Genomic DNA, 15669 nt, shown 5'->3' on the forward strand with positions numbered 1-15669 from the left:
TGATCGCGTCGCGCATGTTCTCACCGCGCACACACGGAACCGAGGATCCTCCGGGGATCACGGCCAGCAGATTGTCCCAGCCACCGCGAATGCCGCCGCAATGGGTCTCGATCAGCTCCTCGAAGGAAATTGACATCGCCTCTTCCACGACGCAGGGGTTGTTGACGTGACCCGAGATCGCAAACAGCTTGGTGCCCGCGTTGTTCTGGCGGCCGAAACCTGCGAACCAATCCGCCCCACGGCGCAGGATCGTAGGTACGACGGCGATGGATTCGACGTTGTTCACGGTCGTCGGGCAGCCATACAAACCCGCACCTGCCGGGAACGCTTCATCATCCGCGGCATGCCCTTTTTACCTTCGAGGCTTTCAATCAGCGCCGTTTCCTCGCCACAGATATAGGCGCCCGCCCCGTGGTGCAGAAACAGGTCGAAATCCCAGAGCCCGCGGCATTCTTGCCCAGAAGACCCGCGTCATAGGCCTCGTCAATCGCGGCCTGCAACGCCTCGCGTTCGCGGATGTACTCACCACGCAGGTAGATGTAGCAGGTGTGGGCATTCATGGCGAAAGACGCGATCAGGCAGCCCTCGATCAGCGTATGCGGATCATGGCGCATGATCTCGCGGTCTTTGCAGGTGCCGGGTTCGGATTCGTCCGCGTTGACCACCAGATAGGACGGGCGCCCGTCGCTTTCCTTGGGCATGAACGACCATTTGAGACCGGTCGGGAAACCCGCGCCGCCGCGTCCGCGCAGCCCGGAATCCTTCATCGTCTGGATGATCCAGTCGCGCCCTTTATCAATCAGGCCAGCAGTGCCGTCCCAATGCCCGCGGGCCTGCGCACCTTTCAGCGTGCGTTCATGCATCCCGTAGATGTTGGTAAAGATCCGGTCCTGATCCTTCAGCATCGCGTGTTACCTTCAGCTGTCCTGACGCATGCGCCAGAGTTGAAAAATGTTGACGCCCGCATAGATGAATCCCGCCAGAGCGGCGAAATCAAACAGCAGCGCATGCCGGGTTGTCAAACCCAGCGCGGGGCCAATGAACAGGTTCATCGCAAGCCAGATCAGCATGGTCACGGCGATGACCACCCCGATATGTCGGCCCTTGCGGGCTATGGCCTGTTCCTTGTGCTTGTCCATCTTCCCCCGAAGCCCGGAACGGGCATCCGTCTAGTCTTCGTATGTGCCGTCTTCTTTGGCACGTTTGGCGAATTCGGTTTCCTCACCGGCAGCAAGCTTGGTCGCCTGCTCGATCCAGCCATCGCGTTCGATCCGGCCTTTGAATTTCAATCGCGCATCGACCCAGGCCACATGTTCGGGCGTCCAGGCCGCGATCTGGTCATAGTGATAGAAACCCAGCTCGTTTAGCGTTTCTTCCAGCTTGGGGCCGACGCCTTTCAACAATTTAAGGTCATCCGCCTTGCCGTCACGTGCCGCGGTTAGAGTGTTAGGCTGGGTCTCCTGAACGTCCGGGCCATCCGTCTTTGCTGCAGCGCCCTCGGGAGATGCCGGTTCGGTATGGGTAGATTTTTTGGTTGCACTCTGTTGTGCCGCCGTCTTGCCGGGCTCCGGCTTTTTCGGCGGTTGAGGAGCGGAACCGGAAGCTTCGGCTTTGCCATCCTTACCAAGCCAAGGGTCAGGATCGGAACTTCGGTTCCGTCGATACGCTTGACCGTGTCCCCAAGCTCTGTCGCCAGTTCAACACTCGCGTTGTATTTCGGCTTGCTGGCTTCATATTCGGACAGGCTGGAAAGCCCTTTCAACGGCTCGGCCGCGTAACGCCCATTCTGAGGACCGGGCGTCGGCACCTTGCCCGCCACCAGATCGTCGAGGATCCTGCCAAAGCTCTCGGCGGTCAGGTCCTCATAGTAATCCTTGCCGATCTGCGCCATCGGCGCATTGGTGCACGATCCCAGGCACTCGACCTCTTCCCAGCTCAGCTTGCCATCGGCAGAAAGTTCATGCGGCTTGGCAGCGATCTTTTCCTTGCAGACCGCGATCAGATCCTCGGCCCCGCAGATCATGCAGGACGTCGTGCCGCAGACCTGAATATGCGCCACAGATCCTACTGGTTGCAGCTGGAACATGAAGTAGAACGAGGCGACCTCGAGCACGCGGATATAGGCCATGCCCAGCATATCCGCGACCGATTCAATCGCCGGACGGCTCAGCCAGCCCTCCTGCTCCTGCGCGCGCCACAGCAGCGGAATGACCGCGCTGGCCTGACGCCCCTCGGGGTATTTGGTAATCTGCGCTTTGGCCCATTGCTGGTTGGCAGCGGTGAAGGCAAAGCTTTCGGGTTGTTCGGGGTGCAGACGGCGCAGCATTAGCAGGCATCTCCGATCACGATGATATAGGGGGCGTTCTGATGCGCGCGACCTTGTTCGACAAGGAAGGCAATCAGATCAGGCGTTTCGGCCTGTGTAAAACCGGCGGGGCGCAATTTTATCTCGGCTTCTTCTTCGACCATACGGCACCCATTCAAACGCACGAAGTCAAATAAGGCGTCGGCACGCCTTGCCGTATCCTCGGGCACAAGTCCATGCGCACCGCAAATCGCAGGCGCAATCTCGAATACGGGACCGTCCAGACCAGCCAACCCCCGTTCGGCCCAGGAATTGATCACGGCGCTGACATCCTCGGGGCGCAGGTCACGCGCAGAAAAAGCCTCCTCGGTTTGCGAAATATCCAGCCGACAGCCGTTTTCCCGCATAACCTCCAGCACTTTTGCCGTCGGGTGAGTCGATGCGGCCTGCGCCGGTAGGGCAGCCACGAGGGCCAGAATCAGGGCAAAGCATCTCACCGATCAATCTCCCCAAACACAACGTCCATGGTGCCGATGATGGCGGCGACGTCGGCCAGTTGGTGGCCTTTGGCAACGTGGTCCATGGCTTGCAGGTGCAGGAAACCCGGCGCGCGCAGTTTGGCGCGATAAGGCTTGTTGGTGCCGTCGGCGACCAGATAGACGCCGAACTCGCCCTTGGGGGCCTCGACGGCGGCATAGACCTCACCAGCCGGCACGTGGAAGCCTTCGGTATACAGTTTGAAGTGATGGATCAGGCTTTCCATCGAGGTCTTCATGTCCGAGCGTTTTGGCGGGGTGATCTTGCCGCGCGCCAGAACGTCACCGGGGCACTCGCGGATTTTGGCGATGGCCTGACGGATGATCAGCAGCGACTGGCGCATTTCCGCCATGCGGACAAGGTAGCGGTCATAGCAGTCGCCGTTCTTGCCGACGGGGATCTGGAATTCGAACTCGTCGTAGCACTCGTAGGGCTGCGCGCGACGCAGGTCCAGGCCAGACCCGATCCACGCACCATCACGCCCGAGAAGCCGTATTTCTGGATGTCATCTTCGGTCACCACGCCGATATCGGCGTTGCGCTGCTTGAAGATGCGGTTTTCGGTCAGCAGCCCGTCAATGTCATCAAGGACGCTTGGGAACTCGTGACTCCAGGCCTCGATATCGTCCAGCAGTTCCGGCGGCAGGTCCTGATGCACACCGCCGGGTCGGAAATAAGCCGCGTGAAGGCGGGCCCCGCAGGCACGCTCATAGAACACCATCAGCTTTTCGCGCTCTTCAAAGCCCCAGAGCGGCGGGGTCAACGCGCCCACATCCATCGCCTGCGTGGTCACGTTCAGCAGGTGGTTGAGGATGCGACCGATCTCGGAATACAGAACCCGGATCAGCGAACCCCTACGCGGTACTTCAACCCCGGTCAGCTTTTCGATGGCCAGACACCAGGCATGTTCCTGGTTCATCGGCGCCACGTAATCCAGACGGTCGAAATAGGGCAGGTTTTGCAGATACGTTCGGCTTTCCATCAGCTTTTCGGTGCCGCGGTGCAGCAGGCCGATATGCGGGTCGCAGCGCTCGACAATCTCGCCGTCCAGTTCAAGCACCAAACGCAGAACCCCGTGCGCCGCAGGGTGTTGCGGGCCGAAGTTAATGTTAAAGTTGCGGATCTTCTGTTCTCCGCTCAGCGCGTCCGTGCTGCCGTCATCGTATCTTGAGCCGTCCATCAACGCCCTCGTTTCTTTTTCGCATCGGCCCGAACCCGAACCTTTTCCGCCTCGGCCGCTTTGGCAGCAGCCCCGGCCAGCAGAACCCCCAGCGCCCCCAACGCGATCAGTTCCCCCAGACCCATCAGCGGCGCTCCAGCTCTTGCAGTTTAAGCCCGACCCACCACAGCAGGGCGATCGTGCCAAAGGGAACCAGACACAGCAGGCACCAGTATTTGTTGATCCCGAAGAACGGCAATATCTTCACCATCGGAATGATGGTCAGCGCAGACAGGATCAGCCACCAGATGCCACCCATTATTCGGTCTCCTGTTTCTCATCCCCCGGCAGAATGTAGTTCGCACCTTCCCATGGGGACATGAAATCAAACTGACGGTACTCCTGCACGAGACTGACCGGCTCGTAGACGACGCGTTTCTGCGCCTCGTCATAGCGGACCTCGGTATAGCCAGTGGTCGGAAAATCCTTGCGCAGCGGATGACCGCGAAAGCCGTAGTCGGTCAGGATGCGGCGCAGATCTGGGTGGCCCGAGAACAGGATGCCGAACATGTCGTACACCTCACGCTCGAACCAGTTGGCCGAGGGGTGAACATCGACGATCGAGGGCACCATGTCATCCTCGCGGATCGACACCCGCAGCCGGATGCGCTGGTTCTGGTACATCGACAGGAAGTGATAGACCACATCGAACCGTTTGGCGCGTTCGGGGTAATCCACACCGGTGATATCCACCAGCGACGAGAATTTGCAGCTCTGGTCGGATTTCAGGAATTCGACGAATTCCACAAGGTTTGACGGCGCCACATCCACGTTCAGTTCGCCATGGGTCACGTCCCATGACAGAACGCAATCAGATCGTTTGATTTCCAGCTGCGCGCCGAGTTCCTTGAGTGCTTCGCTCATCAGCTCTCTCCTCAGCGGACAATTGTGCCGGTACGGCGGATTTTGCGTTGCAACTGCATCAGACCGTAAAGCAGTGCCTCAGCAGTCGGAGGGCATCCGGGCACGTAGATGTCCACCGGAACAACCCGGTCACAGCCACGTACGACGGAATAGGAATAGTGGTAATACCCACCGCCATTCGCGCAAGACCCCATCGAGATCACATAGCGCGGCTCGGGCATCTGGTCATAGACCTTGCGCAGCGCGGGCGCCATCTTGTTGGTCAGGGTTCCGGCCACGATCATCACATCCGACTGACGCGGAGACGCTCGGGGGGCAATGCCAAACCGTTCCGCATCATAACGCGGCATCGAGGTATGCATCATCTCAACTGCGCAGCAGGCCAGACCAAACGTCATCCAGTGCAGCGAGCCGGTACGGGCCCAGTTGATGATGTCTTCGGTCGAGGTCAGCAGGAACCCTTTGTCCTGCAGCTCGGCATTCAGGGCCTGGGTGGCGACTTCTTTGTCGACGCCAGCGGTGTTTGCACCTGTCATCACTCCCATTCCAGCGCCCCTTTCTTCCATTCATAGGCAAAGCCGATGGTCAGAACACCCGGAACACCATCATGGACCAGAACCCGACATCGCTGATGTCCTTGAAGCCGACGGCCCAGGGAAACAGGAAGGCAATTTCAAGATCGAAGATGATGAACAGAATCGAAACCAGATAGAATCGGACGTCGAATTTCATCCGCGCATCGTCGAAGGCATTGAAACCACATTCATATGCGCTGACCTTTTCGGGGTCGGGATTGCGGACGGCCAGTACGACGGCGGCCAGAATCAAGACGATCCCAAGGCCAACGGCAACGGCCAGAAACACCAGAATCGGGAGGTACTCCCGCAGCAGGTCTTCCACGAATAGCTCCTTTCCTGCGCATGCCCCGATCCGGGTGCGCCGTCAATTGGCGTGTTGACTGGACATTCTCTATCCCCGCGGGGTCAGAGGGTCAACCGAACACAGCCCCCTTCGCGATCAAACCTGCGCTTGACAGCGCGGCATAGAATCGCAGCACCCGCGTTTGGCATTGGCATGGCGGAACCTTGTAAAACCTACTTATTCCATGCAGGTTTTCGTTTTTCAAAAAACGCCGCGATCCCTTCGCGTGCCTCGTGTGTTTCCCACCGCTCGACCAACTCGCCTATGGTCTGATCGATCACGGCATCGTCGATGCGCGGCCCCAAAGCGCGCACCAGCGCCTTGGCAGAGGCAACCGCCCCGGGCGCGCAAGACAAATAGGGGCGAATTTCGTCCTCAACGGCCTCCGAAAGCCGATCTGCCGACACGGTTTTCGCCAGCAGGCCCAGATCAACGGCCTCGGACGCATCGAACAGACGGGCCGACATGAAGACCCGGCGCGCGCGGGCTTCGCCCATGCGGGCGATGACATAGGGGCCAATTGTTGCGGGGATCAGCCCCAGGCGCGTTTCGGTCAACCCCATCATCAGACCGTCGACCCCGATCGCGACATCGCACACGGCCGCCATGCCCACCCCGCCCCCAAAGGCATTGCCCTGCAACGCCCCGATCAGAGGCTTTGGCATCGTGTTCAGAGCCTGCAACATCTCGGCCAGTTTGCGCGCCTCGACAAAACGCGTCTTTTTGTCAGCCGCCATCTGGTCCTGCATCCACCCCAGATCACCGCCGGCACAAAACGTCCTGCCCGCCGCGGCCAGAACGACCGCCCGGACCGCGTCATCCTGACCAAGTTGCGATGCGGCGTCGGTCAATTCCGTGATCATCTGCCCCGACATGGCATTGTGTTTTTCCGGCCGGTTCAGGGTGAGCGTCGCGACACCACGCCTATCCGTCGAGATCGTGATCGTTTCAAACATGTCAGCCCCTCAAAGCCCTGGCCATCTGCGCGGCCTCTTCAACAACGTCGATATCCAGGCCAGTTTCGTATCCCAGCCGATGCAAATGTGCCGCAACCTCCTCGGTCGCCACGTTACCGGCCGCACCCGGGGCGTAGGGGCAACCGCCCAACCCTCCCACTGCTGCATCGAACACCCGCACGCCCAGCGCCAATGCCGCATCGATGTTGTCGATCGCGCGCCCGTTGGTGTCATGGAAATGCCCCGCCAGCCGCGTCACTGGAACCCACTCGCGCACTGCCAGAAGCATATGTGCAACCTTGTCCGGAGTTCCCTGCCCTATCGTGTCGCCCAGCGAAACCTCGTAACAGCCCAGCGCGAAAAGCCGATCAGCAACCTCAGCCACTTTTTCGGGCGGCGTCGGACCGTCATATGGGCAATCCGTAACGCATGAGACATAGCCACGAACCGGCAGGTCGATATGGCGCGCCGCCTCCAGAATCGGCGTGAACCGCTCGATCGACTCGGCGATGGAGGCATTGATATTGGCCTTCGAGAATCCTTCGGAGGCCGAGGCGAACACGGCAATCTCGTCCGCCCTGGCCGCCAGCGCGTCGCCATAGCCATGCATGTTCGGCGTCAGCGCGGCATAGCGCACCCCATTCGCACGCGTGATCCCCCCCAGCACCTGAGCGGAACCCGCCATCTGCGGCACCCATTTCGGGGACACGAAGCTTGCAACTTCGATCCGGCGAAACCCCGCCCGGCTGAGACAGTCGATCAAGGCGATCTTGTCCGCGACCGGTATTTCGCGTTTTTCGTTTTGCAGCCCGTCGCGCGGCCCGACCTCATAGATTTCGACCAGCTCACCCATGTCCGCCCCCCTTCTGGATTGTCGTCGTTTCAAGCAAATATCGTCTGACCTTGGCACGCCGCGTTGCGCGGGTACAGATCAAGCTTCTTCCTCCAACCTCACCAAGGCAGCCCCGGCTTCGACCTGCGAACCATCCCCGACCAGCACTTCGGCAACGATCCCGTCCCGCGCCGCAAGCAGCGAATGCTCCATCTTCATCGCTTCCAAAATTGCCAGACGATCGCCTTTCTGTACGGTTTGTCCCGCTGTGGCAAAGACGGCTTTGACCAGACCGGGCATAGGCGCCTCGATCACATTGGTGTTGCCGGTCGCGCTGGTATCGCGGTCCAGCGGATCGATGACGTCAAAGCTCTGACCGTAATCGGTGAAAACCGTCAGGGTCCCGTTATGTGCGGCAACGCGAGGCATCGGCGCGCCGTTCAACATCCAGCGCCCGGCGGTGCGTTCCGCAACGACGCGGTTTTCGCCAATCTGCCAAATCTGGCGATCCGGCCCGTCGACCTGCACGTCCAGATCCAGCACGTCGTCACGACGGGACAATTGCACGGCGCGATGCAGCGGCGCCCACAGCGAAAACCCGGTTTCCGGATCGACATCCACCAGGTCCAGTGCCGTCATCGCCGCCGCAACCGCGGTAACATCCGACGGCTCGGCTTCCTGTACCAACGTTTCAAGGTCCCGCCCGATCAGACCCGTATCGACATCGCCCGAGGCAAATCCTTTGTGACGCGTCAACGCGCCCAGAAAGGCCAGATTGGTAACGGTACCCGCAACTTCGGTCTGTTGCAGCACCCGGTTCAACGTCTCAAGTGCAACGGCACGTGTCGAACCATGCACCACCACCTTGGCGATCATGGGGTCGTACCACGGGCTGATCGTGTCCCCGGCGCGAACGCCGCTATCGGCGCGACAATTGGCTGGGAAAACCAGATGAGTCAGCGTTCCCGTCGCGGGCAGGAACCCTTTCGGAACGTCCTCGGCGTAAAGCCGGGCCTCAAACGCATGGCCCGAGATCGCAAGATCATCCTGCTTCTTGGGAAGGCTCTCGCCTGCGGCCACGCGAAGCTGCCACTCGACCAGATCGATCCCCGTGATGGCCTCTGTCACCGGGTGCTCTACCTGAAGGCGCGTGTTCATTTCCATGAACCAGAACCTGTCGGGGCGCAGCCCGTCAGAGGCATCGACGATGAACTCGACCGTGCCCGCGCCCTTATAGCCGATCGCCTCGGCGGCGCGCACGCCGGCCTGACCCATGGCCTCGCGCATCTCAGACGTCATGCCCGGGGCGGGGGCTTCTTCGATCACCTTCTGATGGCGGCGCTGCAACGAGCAGTCGCGTTCGAACAGATGCACGGCATGAGTACCATCGCCGAACACCTGCACTTCGATATGGCGGGGTTTGGTCACGAATTTTTCGACCAGTACGGCATCATTGCCGAAGGCGGTCCGGGCCTCGCCCCGCGCGCTGTCGAGCGCGGTCGCGAAATCCTCGGGGCGTTCGACTAGGCGCATCCCCTTGCCGCCGCCGCCCGCAACGGCCTTGATCAGAACCGGATAGCCGATCGCATCCGCCGCACCGGCCAGATGCTCGGGGTCCTGATTGTCGCCGTGATAGCCGGGTACGACCGGAACGCCGGCCTTCTCCATCAGAACCTTCGCCGCGTCCTTGAGGCCCATCTTGCGGATCGCATCCGCCGAAGGGCCGATGAACGTCAGCCCCGCCGCCTGCACGGCATCCACGAAACCGGGGTTCTCGGACAGAAAGCCATACCCCGGATGGATCGCCTGTGCACCGGTATCCAGCGCGGCCTGAATGATGACGTCGCCCTTCAAATAGCTGTCCGCCGGGGCGGGGCCGCCAATATGAACCGCCTCGTCCGCCATCTGAACGTGTTTGGCCGCCGCGTCCGCATCGGAATAGACAGCAACGCAGGACACGCCCATGGACTGGGCCGTTTCCATGACGCGGCAGGCGATCTCGCCCCGGTTGGCAATCAGGATTTTGTTGAACATGTCTTTCACCCTTCCACTGCCAGATCTTCGACGAGACGGAACCGTTCGCACACGAGTTTCATCTCAGGATCAAAGCCGCCGTTTCGTTGGAAATAACGGCGATGATCTTCCCGCCATCCTTCAAGCGTTTCATTCTCACCTTCAGCCAAAGCGAATTCCTCGGTCACATCACAATAGCGCTGGATCGAGACACCGACGGTTTCAATGACCAAAGCCGGTGTGTCATCCCAGTTCAGCGCAATATCGCGTCGACCGGGCTTCGGCATTTCAAGGCTGCCGTCCGGATAGTTGCCGAGCGCATCGCAGGTCGCTGTTTTACGGCCAGAACGGACCAAAGCCAGAAGCTCTGCACTCAGCACCGGGTTGTCGCCGAATTTGAAGGTTTGCGCACCTGGATAGCGGGCCATAAGGTCTTTCAAAGTCACGCTCATTTTACATCCTGAACACGCCGAAGCGTGTCTCCTCGATTGGAGCGTTCAGCGCGGCGTTCAACGACAGCGCCAGCACGTCGCGGCTTTTGCGCGGGTCGATGATGCCGTCATCCCACAGTCGCGCCGAGGCATAGAGCGGATGCGACTGTTCCTCGAACATTTCCAGCGTCGGGCGTTTGAACTCGGCCTCTTCTTCGGCGGACCACGTGCCGCCCTGCCGTTCTATCCCGTCGCGTTTGACGGTGGCCAGAACGCCAGCGGCCTGCTCTCCACCCATCACCGAAATCCGCGAGTTCGGCCAGGTCCACAGAAAGCGCGGCTGATAGGCACGACCGGCCATGCCATAGTTCCCGGCCCCGAACGAGCCGCCGACCAGCATCGTGATCTTGGGCACCGACGTCGTGGCCACCGCCGTCACCATCTTGGCCCCATGCCGCGCGATGCCTTCGTTCTCGTATTTGCGACCGACCATGAACCCGGTGATGTTTTGCAGGAACACAAGCGGGATTTTGCGTTGCGAACACAGCTCGACGAAATGGGCACCCTTCTGCGCCGCCTCGGAAAACAGCACGCCGTTGTTGGCGATGATCCCAACCGGGCAGCCTTTGACATGGGCAAACCCCGTGACCAGCGTTTCGCCGAAGCGCGGTTTGAATTCGTCGAACCGAGACCCATCGACCAGACGCGCAATCACTTCACGGATGTCATAGGGCGTGCGCAGATCAGCAGGGACAACGCCCAGGATTTCCTCGGGGTCATAGGCCGGATCTTCGGGGCTGGCCCAGTCCACCGTCTGCGGCTTGCGGCGATTGAGTGACCCAACCGCCCGACGGGCCAAGGCCAGCGCGTGCGCATCATCCTCGGCCAGATAATCGGCCACGCCGGACAGGCGCGTGTGCACATCGCCGCCGCCCAGATCTTCGGCGCTGACGACCTCTCCCGTTGCTGCCTTGACCAGCGGCGGGCCGGCCAGAAAGATCGTGCCCTGTTCCTTGACGATGATCGTCACATCCGACATCGCCGGCACATAGGCGCCACCGGCCGTGCATGACCCCATGACCACGGCGATCTGAGCGATCCCCTTCGCGCTCATCCGCGCCTGATTGTAGAAAATGCGGCCAAAGTGATCGCGGTCGGGAAAGACCTCATCCTGATTGGGCAGGTTCGCGCCACCGCTGTCGACCAGATAGATACAGGGCAGATGGTTTTCCTCGGCAATCTCCTGCGCCCGCAGGTGTTTTTTGACCGTCATCGGATAGTAGGTGCCGCCTTTCACGGTGGCATCATTGCACACAACCATAACCTGCTGCCCCTGCACAAGGCCAATGCCCGCAATCACCCCAGCACAGGGCGCGGCACCGCCATACATCCCATGCGCCGCTGTTGCCCCGATTTCGAGGAACGGAGACCCCGGATCCAGCAGGTTCGCCACCCTTCGGCGGGGGAGCATCTTGCCGCGGGATTCATGCCGCGCGCGGGATTTCTCGCCGCCCCCCATGCGGGCTGCCTCGGCGGCGGCAGATATCTGCGCCAGCGCGTCGAGATGGGCTGCGCGGTTGGCTTTGAAGCCCTCAGAGGCGGGCATAGCTTTGGATGTGAGTTTCATTTGCATACCTCTATTTTCAAAGACCGATTGGCAATTGGAAGAGCTATGAAAACCACAGCAATGCCAAACAATATTGATTTTCCTAATAGTCCAATCGGCACCCAACTTGGGAACAGTGACACGCCGTCGACGCCGAACAAGCCCATCATTCCAAAGGCGAACCAAAAACGGTCACGAGTGCAAGCTATTATTGCGTGGATGAGACCAGAACCGCTCGCGACTCTGAGCTTCTCATTGCATTTTCCACATTCGACGAAAGGTATGTAGCCCTCACTGCCCTTCGCTGTATTTGCGATATTCCACGTGACAGGTGCGTCGCAACAAGGACATCGGAGCCCACTAATTCTATCGAGTACTTTCATTCCCCTACATCTTCCCCCGCCGCCCGCGCCTTCAACTCCTTGCGGATCACCTTCCCGGTCACGGTCATCGGCAGTTCCTCCAGAAATGCCACTTCGCGCGGGTACGAATAATGCGCCAGACGGTCCTTGACCCAACCCTGCAACTCGGCACCCGTGGCCTCGGCCCCCGGTTTCAACACCACGTAGGCCTTGACGATCTCGGTCCGCAGCGGGTCGGGCTTGCCGACCACGCCCACGGTGGCCACAGCCGGATGGGTCAGCAGGCAATCCTCGATCTCGGCCGGACCGATGCGGTAACCGGCCGAGGTGATCACGTCATCATCCCGACCGACAAAGCGCAGATAGTCGCCTTCCCACACGCCGCGGTCTCCGGTGATCAGCCAGTCACCCCGGAACTTCTCGGCCGTCGCTTGCGGATTGTTCCAGTATTCCAGCAGCATCGAGGCCGAACCCCGCCGGATGGCAACATCGCCTTCCTCGCTGGTCGGGATGCCATCCTCGTCGATCACCGCGACTTCATGCCCAGGCACCGGCTTTCCGATACAGCCGGGTTGAACAGGGAAATCCTCGGCGCAGGAGGATACGACCATATTGCATTCGGTCTGGCCGTAGAATTCGTTGATCGTCAGACCAAACGCACCGTGGCCCCAGGCCAGCATCTCGGCCCCCAGCGGTTCACCCCGGACGCAACCGAGCGCAAACCCGGGATCGCCTGATCCGCCGCCTTGAGCATCCGCAGGGCGGTCGGCGGAAAGAACACATTCCGCACCCCGCCCCGCGCAATGATCTCGGCGCAGGCTTCGGGAGTGAACTTTTCAAGCCGTGCCGCGACAACCGGAATGCCCAGCGCAAGGCCCGGCATCAGCACATCGAACAACCCGCCGATCCACGCCCAATCCGCCGGGGTCCACAGGCAGTCTCCTTCGCGCAGGTGATTGTGGCTGATCGAGACACCCGGCACATGCCCGGTCAGAACCCGGTGCCCGTGCAGTGCGCCTTTGGGGCTGCCGGTTGTACCAGAGGTGTAGATCAATACGGCAGGATCCTCGGGCCCTGTCGCGGCATAGGGCAGCGCAGGACCGGCCACGCCAATTTCGGATGCGATCAGAGGTTCAGCCAGATCGCCCAGCAAATCCACCCCTTCAGCATCAGTCAGCACGATCTGAACGCCTGCATCGCCCGCCCGCGACCGCAGCGCATCCCGTTTGAATAACTTGAACAAGGGCACCGAAATCGCGCCGATCTTCCAGATCGCCAGATGAGCTGCCGCACACCAGGGTGACTGGCTCAGCAGCACTCCGACCCGATCACCGGGCCGGACGCGGGCCAGCAGGGCGCGGGCAATCCCATCAGCCATTTGCGCCAGTTGCCCATAGGTTGTCAGCCGCTGCCCTGATCCGGTCAGATCAATAAGCGCCACCTGATCACCCGGATGGTTCAGACATTGCTGCGCCATGTTCAGCCGGTCCGGTATGTCCCAGCCTCCTCCTGAGCGCAAACCCGGTATGCGCTCAGCGTGCAACAACGCGAATTCCCCTTGTTTTCCTGATGCTTCGCGACCTGACCTTGGGCGGACACATCACACAAACTTGATGCAGATCAGAGTGGCCGGACACCGCCTTTGCGAAACCAAGAGCATCAACATAACCAAAGGCAAGAATATGACAAAGAAACTCGCCGCTTTGACACTGTCTACCGCGCTGGTCGCCCTGGCGGCTCCGGCTTTGGCCCAGTCGCAAGGGGACTGGACGCTGGGTATCGGTGTTGGCTATCTGGATCCGAAATCCGACAACGGCACGCTGGCCGGTGCGGCAGCGACGATCGACGCGGACACCCGCCCGATTTTCACCGCCGAATACTTTATTCGCGACAACCTGGGCATTGAGCTTCTGGCGGCGACCCCGTTCAAACACACCGTGGCCCTTGGCGGTACGGACGCGGCCACGGTCAAGCACCTGCCGCCCACCCTGTCGCTGAATTATCACTTCCCGACCAACAGCGCCTGGAAACCCTATGTCGGCGCCGGTCTCAACTATACGATCTTCTTCGACGAGCAATCGCCCCTGGGCAACATCAAGGTCGATGACTCCTTCGGCGTCTCGTTGCAGGCCGGTCTGGATTACATGGTCACCGACAACGGGGCGATCCGCCTGAACGTGCGCTGGTTCGACATTGACTCGGACGTCTCGCTCAACGGCGCCCCCATCGGCACCGCGGAAATCGATCCCTGGCTGGTCGGTGTTTCCTACGTCCATCGGTTCTGATCCCGTTTCCAAAGCGCCCTGCGGTTACCTCGTCCGCAGGGTGTTTTTTCTTTCAGAGCATTTCATTCATCATTTCGCGGCCGATCAGCATCCGGCGAATCTCGCTGGTGCCTGCACCGATCTCCATCAGCTTGGCATCCCGGAAAATCCGGCTGACCGGCGCATCCGACAGGAAGCCCGCCCCGCCCAGCGCCTGAACCGCCTGATGGGCCTGAACCATCGCCTGTTCCGACGCGTAAAGGCAACACGCTGCCGCATCCTGCCGGGTCACGTCACCGCGGTCACACGCCTTGGCGACTTCGTAAACATAGGCCCGCGCCGAGTTCATCGCGGTGTACATGTCGGCAATCTTGCCCTGCATCAACTGAAAGCTGCCGATGGGTTTGCCGAACTGCTTGCGTTCAGCCAGATAAGGCATCACTTCGTCCAGACAGGCGGCCATGATGCCGGTCCCGATGCCTGCCAGCACGACCCGTTCATAATCCAGCCCCGACATGAGCACGGCAACACCCTTGCCCTCTTCGCCCAACACGTTCTCGAACGGAACCTCTACATCTTCAAAGATCAGCTCAGCCGTGTTCGACCCGCGCATACCCAGCTTGTCGAAATGGGGCGAGGTTGAAAAACCCTTCATCTCTTTTTCGATCAGAAATGCGGTAATACCCTTTGATCCGGCATCGGGGTCCGTCTTGGCATAAACCACCAGAGTATCCGCATCCGGCCCGTTGGTGATCCAGTATTTGTTGCCGTTCAGACGGTAATGGTCGTTCCGCTTTTCGGCGCGCAGCTTCATCGACACCACATCCGACCCGGCCGAAGGTTCCGACATGGCCAGCGCCCCCACATGCTCGCCCGAGATAAGCCTCGGCAGGTACTTTTGCTTCTGTTCTTCATTGCCGTTCAGCTTGATCTGGTTCACGCACAGGTTCGAATGCGCCCCGTATGACAAAGAAACCGAAGCTGAAGCGCGCGCGACCTCTTCGACGGCGATCGTATGCGCCAGATAAGACATGCCTGCACCGCCGTACTCTTCCGGCACGGTAACACCCAGCAGACCAAGGTCTCCCATCTCTTTCCACAGCTCATTCGGAAAGGCATTGGTGGCGTCGATCTCGGCCGCCATCGGCTTGACTCGCTCCTGCGCCCAGCGATGCACCATCTCGCGCAGGGCATTCACATCCTCACCCAGATCGAATTTCATCGTGGCCATGAACATCTGCGTCTTCCCTCCGCTTTAATGAACAAGTGTTCAATAAATCTCTAGCAGCGAATCTGCCGCCGGTCAATCTTTGTGGCAGCGCGTCCGAAACAGAAAACGCCGCCCCGAAAAGGGCGGCGT

The 15669-nt window shown here is 60.4% G+C and carries 13 protein-coding genes and 5 pseudogenes; 1 reads left to right on the forward strand and 17 read right to left on the reverse strand.

Translation table 11 applies throughout. From position 1 onward, the window contains the following. From nuoF to ACR3E6_RS00080, 16 genes and pseudogenes are all read right to left on the reverse strand, one after another. Positions 1–905: pseudogene (gene nuoF / locus ACR3E6_RS00005) on the reverse strand (NADH-quinone oxidoreductase subunit NuoF); the annotation flags it as partial. 12 nt (positions 906–917) lie between these two features. Then, positions 918–1139 carry a DUF5337 domain-containing protein gene (locus ACR3E6_RS00010; protein WP_480485197.1) on the reverse strand — a complete coding sequence of 74 codons (222 nt, stop codon included), beginning with the start codon at positions 1137–1139 and terminating at the stop codon, positions 918–920. Between the two features lie 30 nt (positions 1140–1169). Continuing rightward, positions 1170–2326: pseudogene (locus tag ACR3E6_RS00015) on the reverse strand (NADH-quinone oxidoreductase subunit E). After that, on the reverse strand, positions 2326–2802 hold the full coding sequence (locus ACR3E6_RS00020; protein WP_480485199.1) for a hypothetical protein: 477 nt from the start codon (positions 2800–2802) through the stop codon (positions 2326–2328). The pseudogene ACR3E6_RS00015 and the gene ACR3E6_RS00020 overlap by 1 nt, the downstream one beginning before the upstream one ends. Continuing rightward, positions 2799–4021 (reverse strand): annotated as a pseudogene (locus tag ACR3E6_RS00025) (NADH-quinone oxidoreductase subunit D). The gene ACR3E6_RS00020 and the pseudogene ACR3E6_RS00025 overlap by 4 nt, the downstream one beginning before the upstream one ends. Further along, entirely contained in the window at positions 4021–4146 is a 126-nt protein-coding gene (locus ACR3E6_RS00030) for a hypothetical protein (RefSeq protein WP_256368965.1), read from the reverse strand. Before ACR3E6_RS00030 ends, ACR3E6_RS00025 begins: the two are co-directional and overlap by 1 nt. Then, a complete protein-coding gene (locus ACR3E6_RS00035) occupies positions 4146–4319 on the reverse strand; it encodes a hypothetical protein (protein ID WP_010442775.1) in 174 nt (57 codons plus the stop codon). Before ACR3E6_RS00035 ends, ACR3E6_RS00030 begins: the two co-directional genes overlap by 1 nt. Beyond that, positions 4319–4924 (reverse strand): NADH-quinone oxidoreductase subunit C, encoded by a 606-nt coding sequence (locus ACR3E6_RS00040; RefSeq protein WP_171631137.1) that lies wholly within the window; start codon positions 4922–4924, stop codon positions 4319–4321. Before ACR3E6_RS00040 ends, ACR3E6_RS00035 begins: the two co-directional genes overlap by 1 nt. A gap of 11 nt (positions 4925–4935) precedes the next feature. After that, the gene (locus tag ACR3E6_RS00045; protein ID WP_010442777.1) at positions 4936–5469 is read right to left on the reverse strand and encodes a NuoB/complex I 20 kDa subunit family protein; all 534 of its coding nucleotides are present in this window, start codon (positions 5467–5469) and stop codon (positions 4936–4938) included. Further along, positions 5460–5824: pseudogene (locus ACR3E6_RS00050) on the reverse strand (NADH-quinone oxidoreductase subunit A). Before ACR3E6_RS00050 ends, ACR3E6_RS00045 begins: the two are co-directional and overlap by 10 nt. Before the next feature lie 194 nt (positions 5825–6018). Continuing rightward, positions 6019–6801, reverse strand: coding sequence for a crotonase/enoyl-CoA hydratase family protein (locus tag ACR3E6_RS00055; protein ID WP_171631133.1), 783 nt, complete (start codon positions 6799–6801; stop codon positions 6019–6021). Position 6802: 1 nt separating this feature from the next. Then, positions 6803–7654: a hydroxymethylglutaryl-CoA lyase gene (locus ACR3E6_RS00060; RefSeq protein ID WP_480485202.1), complete on the reverse strand. Its 852-nt coding sequence runs from the start codon at positions 7652–7654 to the stop codon at positions 6803–6805. 78 nt (positions 7655–7732) lie between these two features. After that, positions 7733–9667, reverse strand: coding sequence for an acetyl/propionyl/methylcrotonyl-CoA carboxylase subunit alpha (locus ACR3E6_RS00065; protein WP_480485204.1), 1935 nt, complete (start codon positions 9665–9667; stop codon positions 7733–7735). Positions 9668–9672: 5 nt separating this feature from the next. Beyond that, a complete protein-coding gene (locus ACR3E6_RS00070; RefSeq protein ID WP_480485206.1) occupies positions 9673–10098 on the reverse strand; it encodes an ASCH domain-containing protein in 426 nt (141 codons plus the stop codon). Between the two features lies 1 nt (position 10099). Then, positions 10100–11704, reverse strand: coding sequence for a carboxyl transferase domain-containing protein (locus ACR3E6_RS00075; protein ID WP_480485208.1), 1605 nt, complete (start codon positions 11702–11704; stop codon positions 10100–10102). 358 nt (positions 11705–12062) lie between these two features. Continuing rightward, positions 12063–13591 (reverse strand): annotated as a pseudogene (locus ACR3E6_RS00080) (AMP-binding protein). Positions 13592–13727: 136 nt separating this feature from the next. Between ACR3E6_RS00080 and ACR3E6_RS00085 the strand changes: the two are divergent. Next, the gene (locus tag ACR3E6_RS00085; protein WP_171227945.1) at positions 13728–14330 is read left to right on the forward strand and encodes an OmpW/AlkL family protein; all 603 of its coding nucleotides are present in this window, start codon (positions 13728–13730) and stop codon (positions 14328–14330) included. Positions 14331–14382: 52 nt separating this feature from the next. On the opposite strand, the gene ACR3E6_RS00090 is transcribed toward ACR3E6_RS00085, so the two are convergent. Continuing rightward, positions 14383–15546, reverse strand: coding sequence for an isovaleryl-CoA dehydrogenase (locus ACR3E6_RS00090; protein WP_210092591.1), 1164 nt, complete (start codon positions 15544–15546; stop codon positions 14383–14385). Positions 15547–15669: the final 123 nt, after the last annotated feature.

The organism is Ruegeria sp. AL3 (assembly GCF_056536065.1).

Excerpts from the sequence above, each read along its gene's own strand:
- ACR3E6_RS00040 (WP_171631137.1), bottom strand. The coding sequence starts at position 4,924 with ATGAGCGAAGCACTCAAGGAACTCGGCGCGCAGCTGGAAATCAAACGA.
- ACR3E6_RS00070 (WP_480485206.1), bottom strand. The coding sequence starts at position 10,098 with ATGAGCGTGACTTTGAAAGACCTTATGGCCCGCTATCCAGGTGCGCAA.
- ACR3E6_RS00010 (WP_480485197.1), bottom strand. The coding sequence starts at position 1,139 with ATGGACAAGCACAAGGAACAGGCCATAGCCCGCAAGGGCCGACATATC.
- ACR3E6_RS00075 (WP_480485208.1), bottom strand. The coding sequence starts at position 11,704 with ATGAAACTCACATCCAAAGCTATGCCCGCCTCTGAGGGCTTCAAAGCC.
- ACR3E6_RS00085 (WP_171227945.1), top strand. The coding sequence starts at position 13,728 with ATGACAAAGAAACTCGCCGCTTTGACACTGTCTACCGCGCTGGTCGCC.
- ACR3E6_RS00045 (WP_010442777.1), bottom strand. The coding sequence starts at position 5,469 with ATGGGAGTGATGACAGGTGCAAACACCGCTGGCGTCGACAAAGAAGTC.
- ACR3E6_RS00060 (WP_480485202.1), bottom strand. The coding sequence starts at position 7,654 with ATGGGTGAGCTGGTCGAAATCTATGAGGTCGGGCCGCGCGACGGGCTG.
- ACR3E6_RS00030 (WP_256368965.1), bottom strand. The coding sequence starts at position 4,146 with ATGGGTCTGGGGGAACTGATCGCGTTGGGGGCGCTGGGGGTTCTGCTG.
- ACR3E6_RS00035 (WP_010442775.1), bottom strand. The coding sequence starts at position 4,319 with ATGGGTGGCATCTGGTGGCTGATCCTGTCTGCGCTGACCATCATTCCG.
- ACR3E6_RS00090 (WP_210092591.1), bottom strand. The coding sequence starts at position 15,546 with ATGTTCATGGCCACGATGAAATTCGATCTGGGTGAGGATGTGAATGCC.
- ACR3E6_RS00065 (WP_480485204.1), bottom strand. The coding sequence starts at position 9,667 with ATGTTCAACAAAATCCTGATTGCCAACCGGGGCGAGATCGCCTGCCGC.
- ACR3E6_RS00055 (WP_171631133.1), bottom strand. The coding sequence starts at position 6,801 with ATGTTTGAAACGATCACGATCTCGACGGATAGGCGTGGTGTCGCGACG.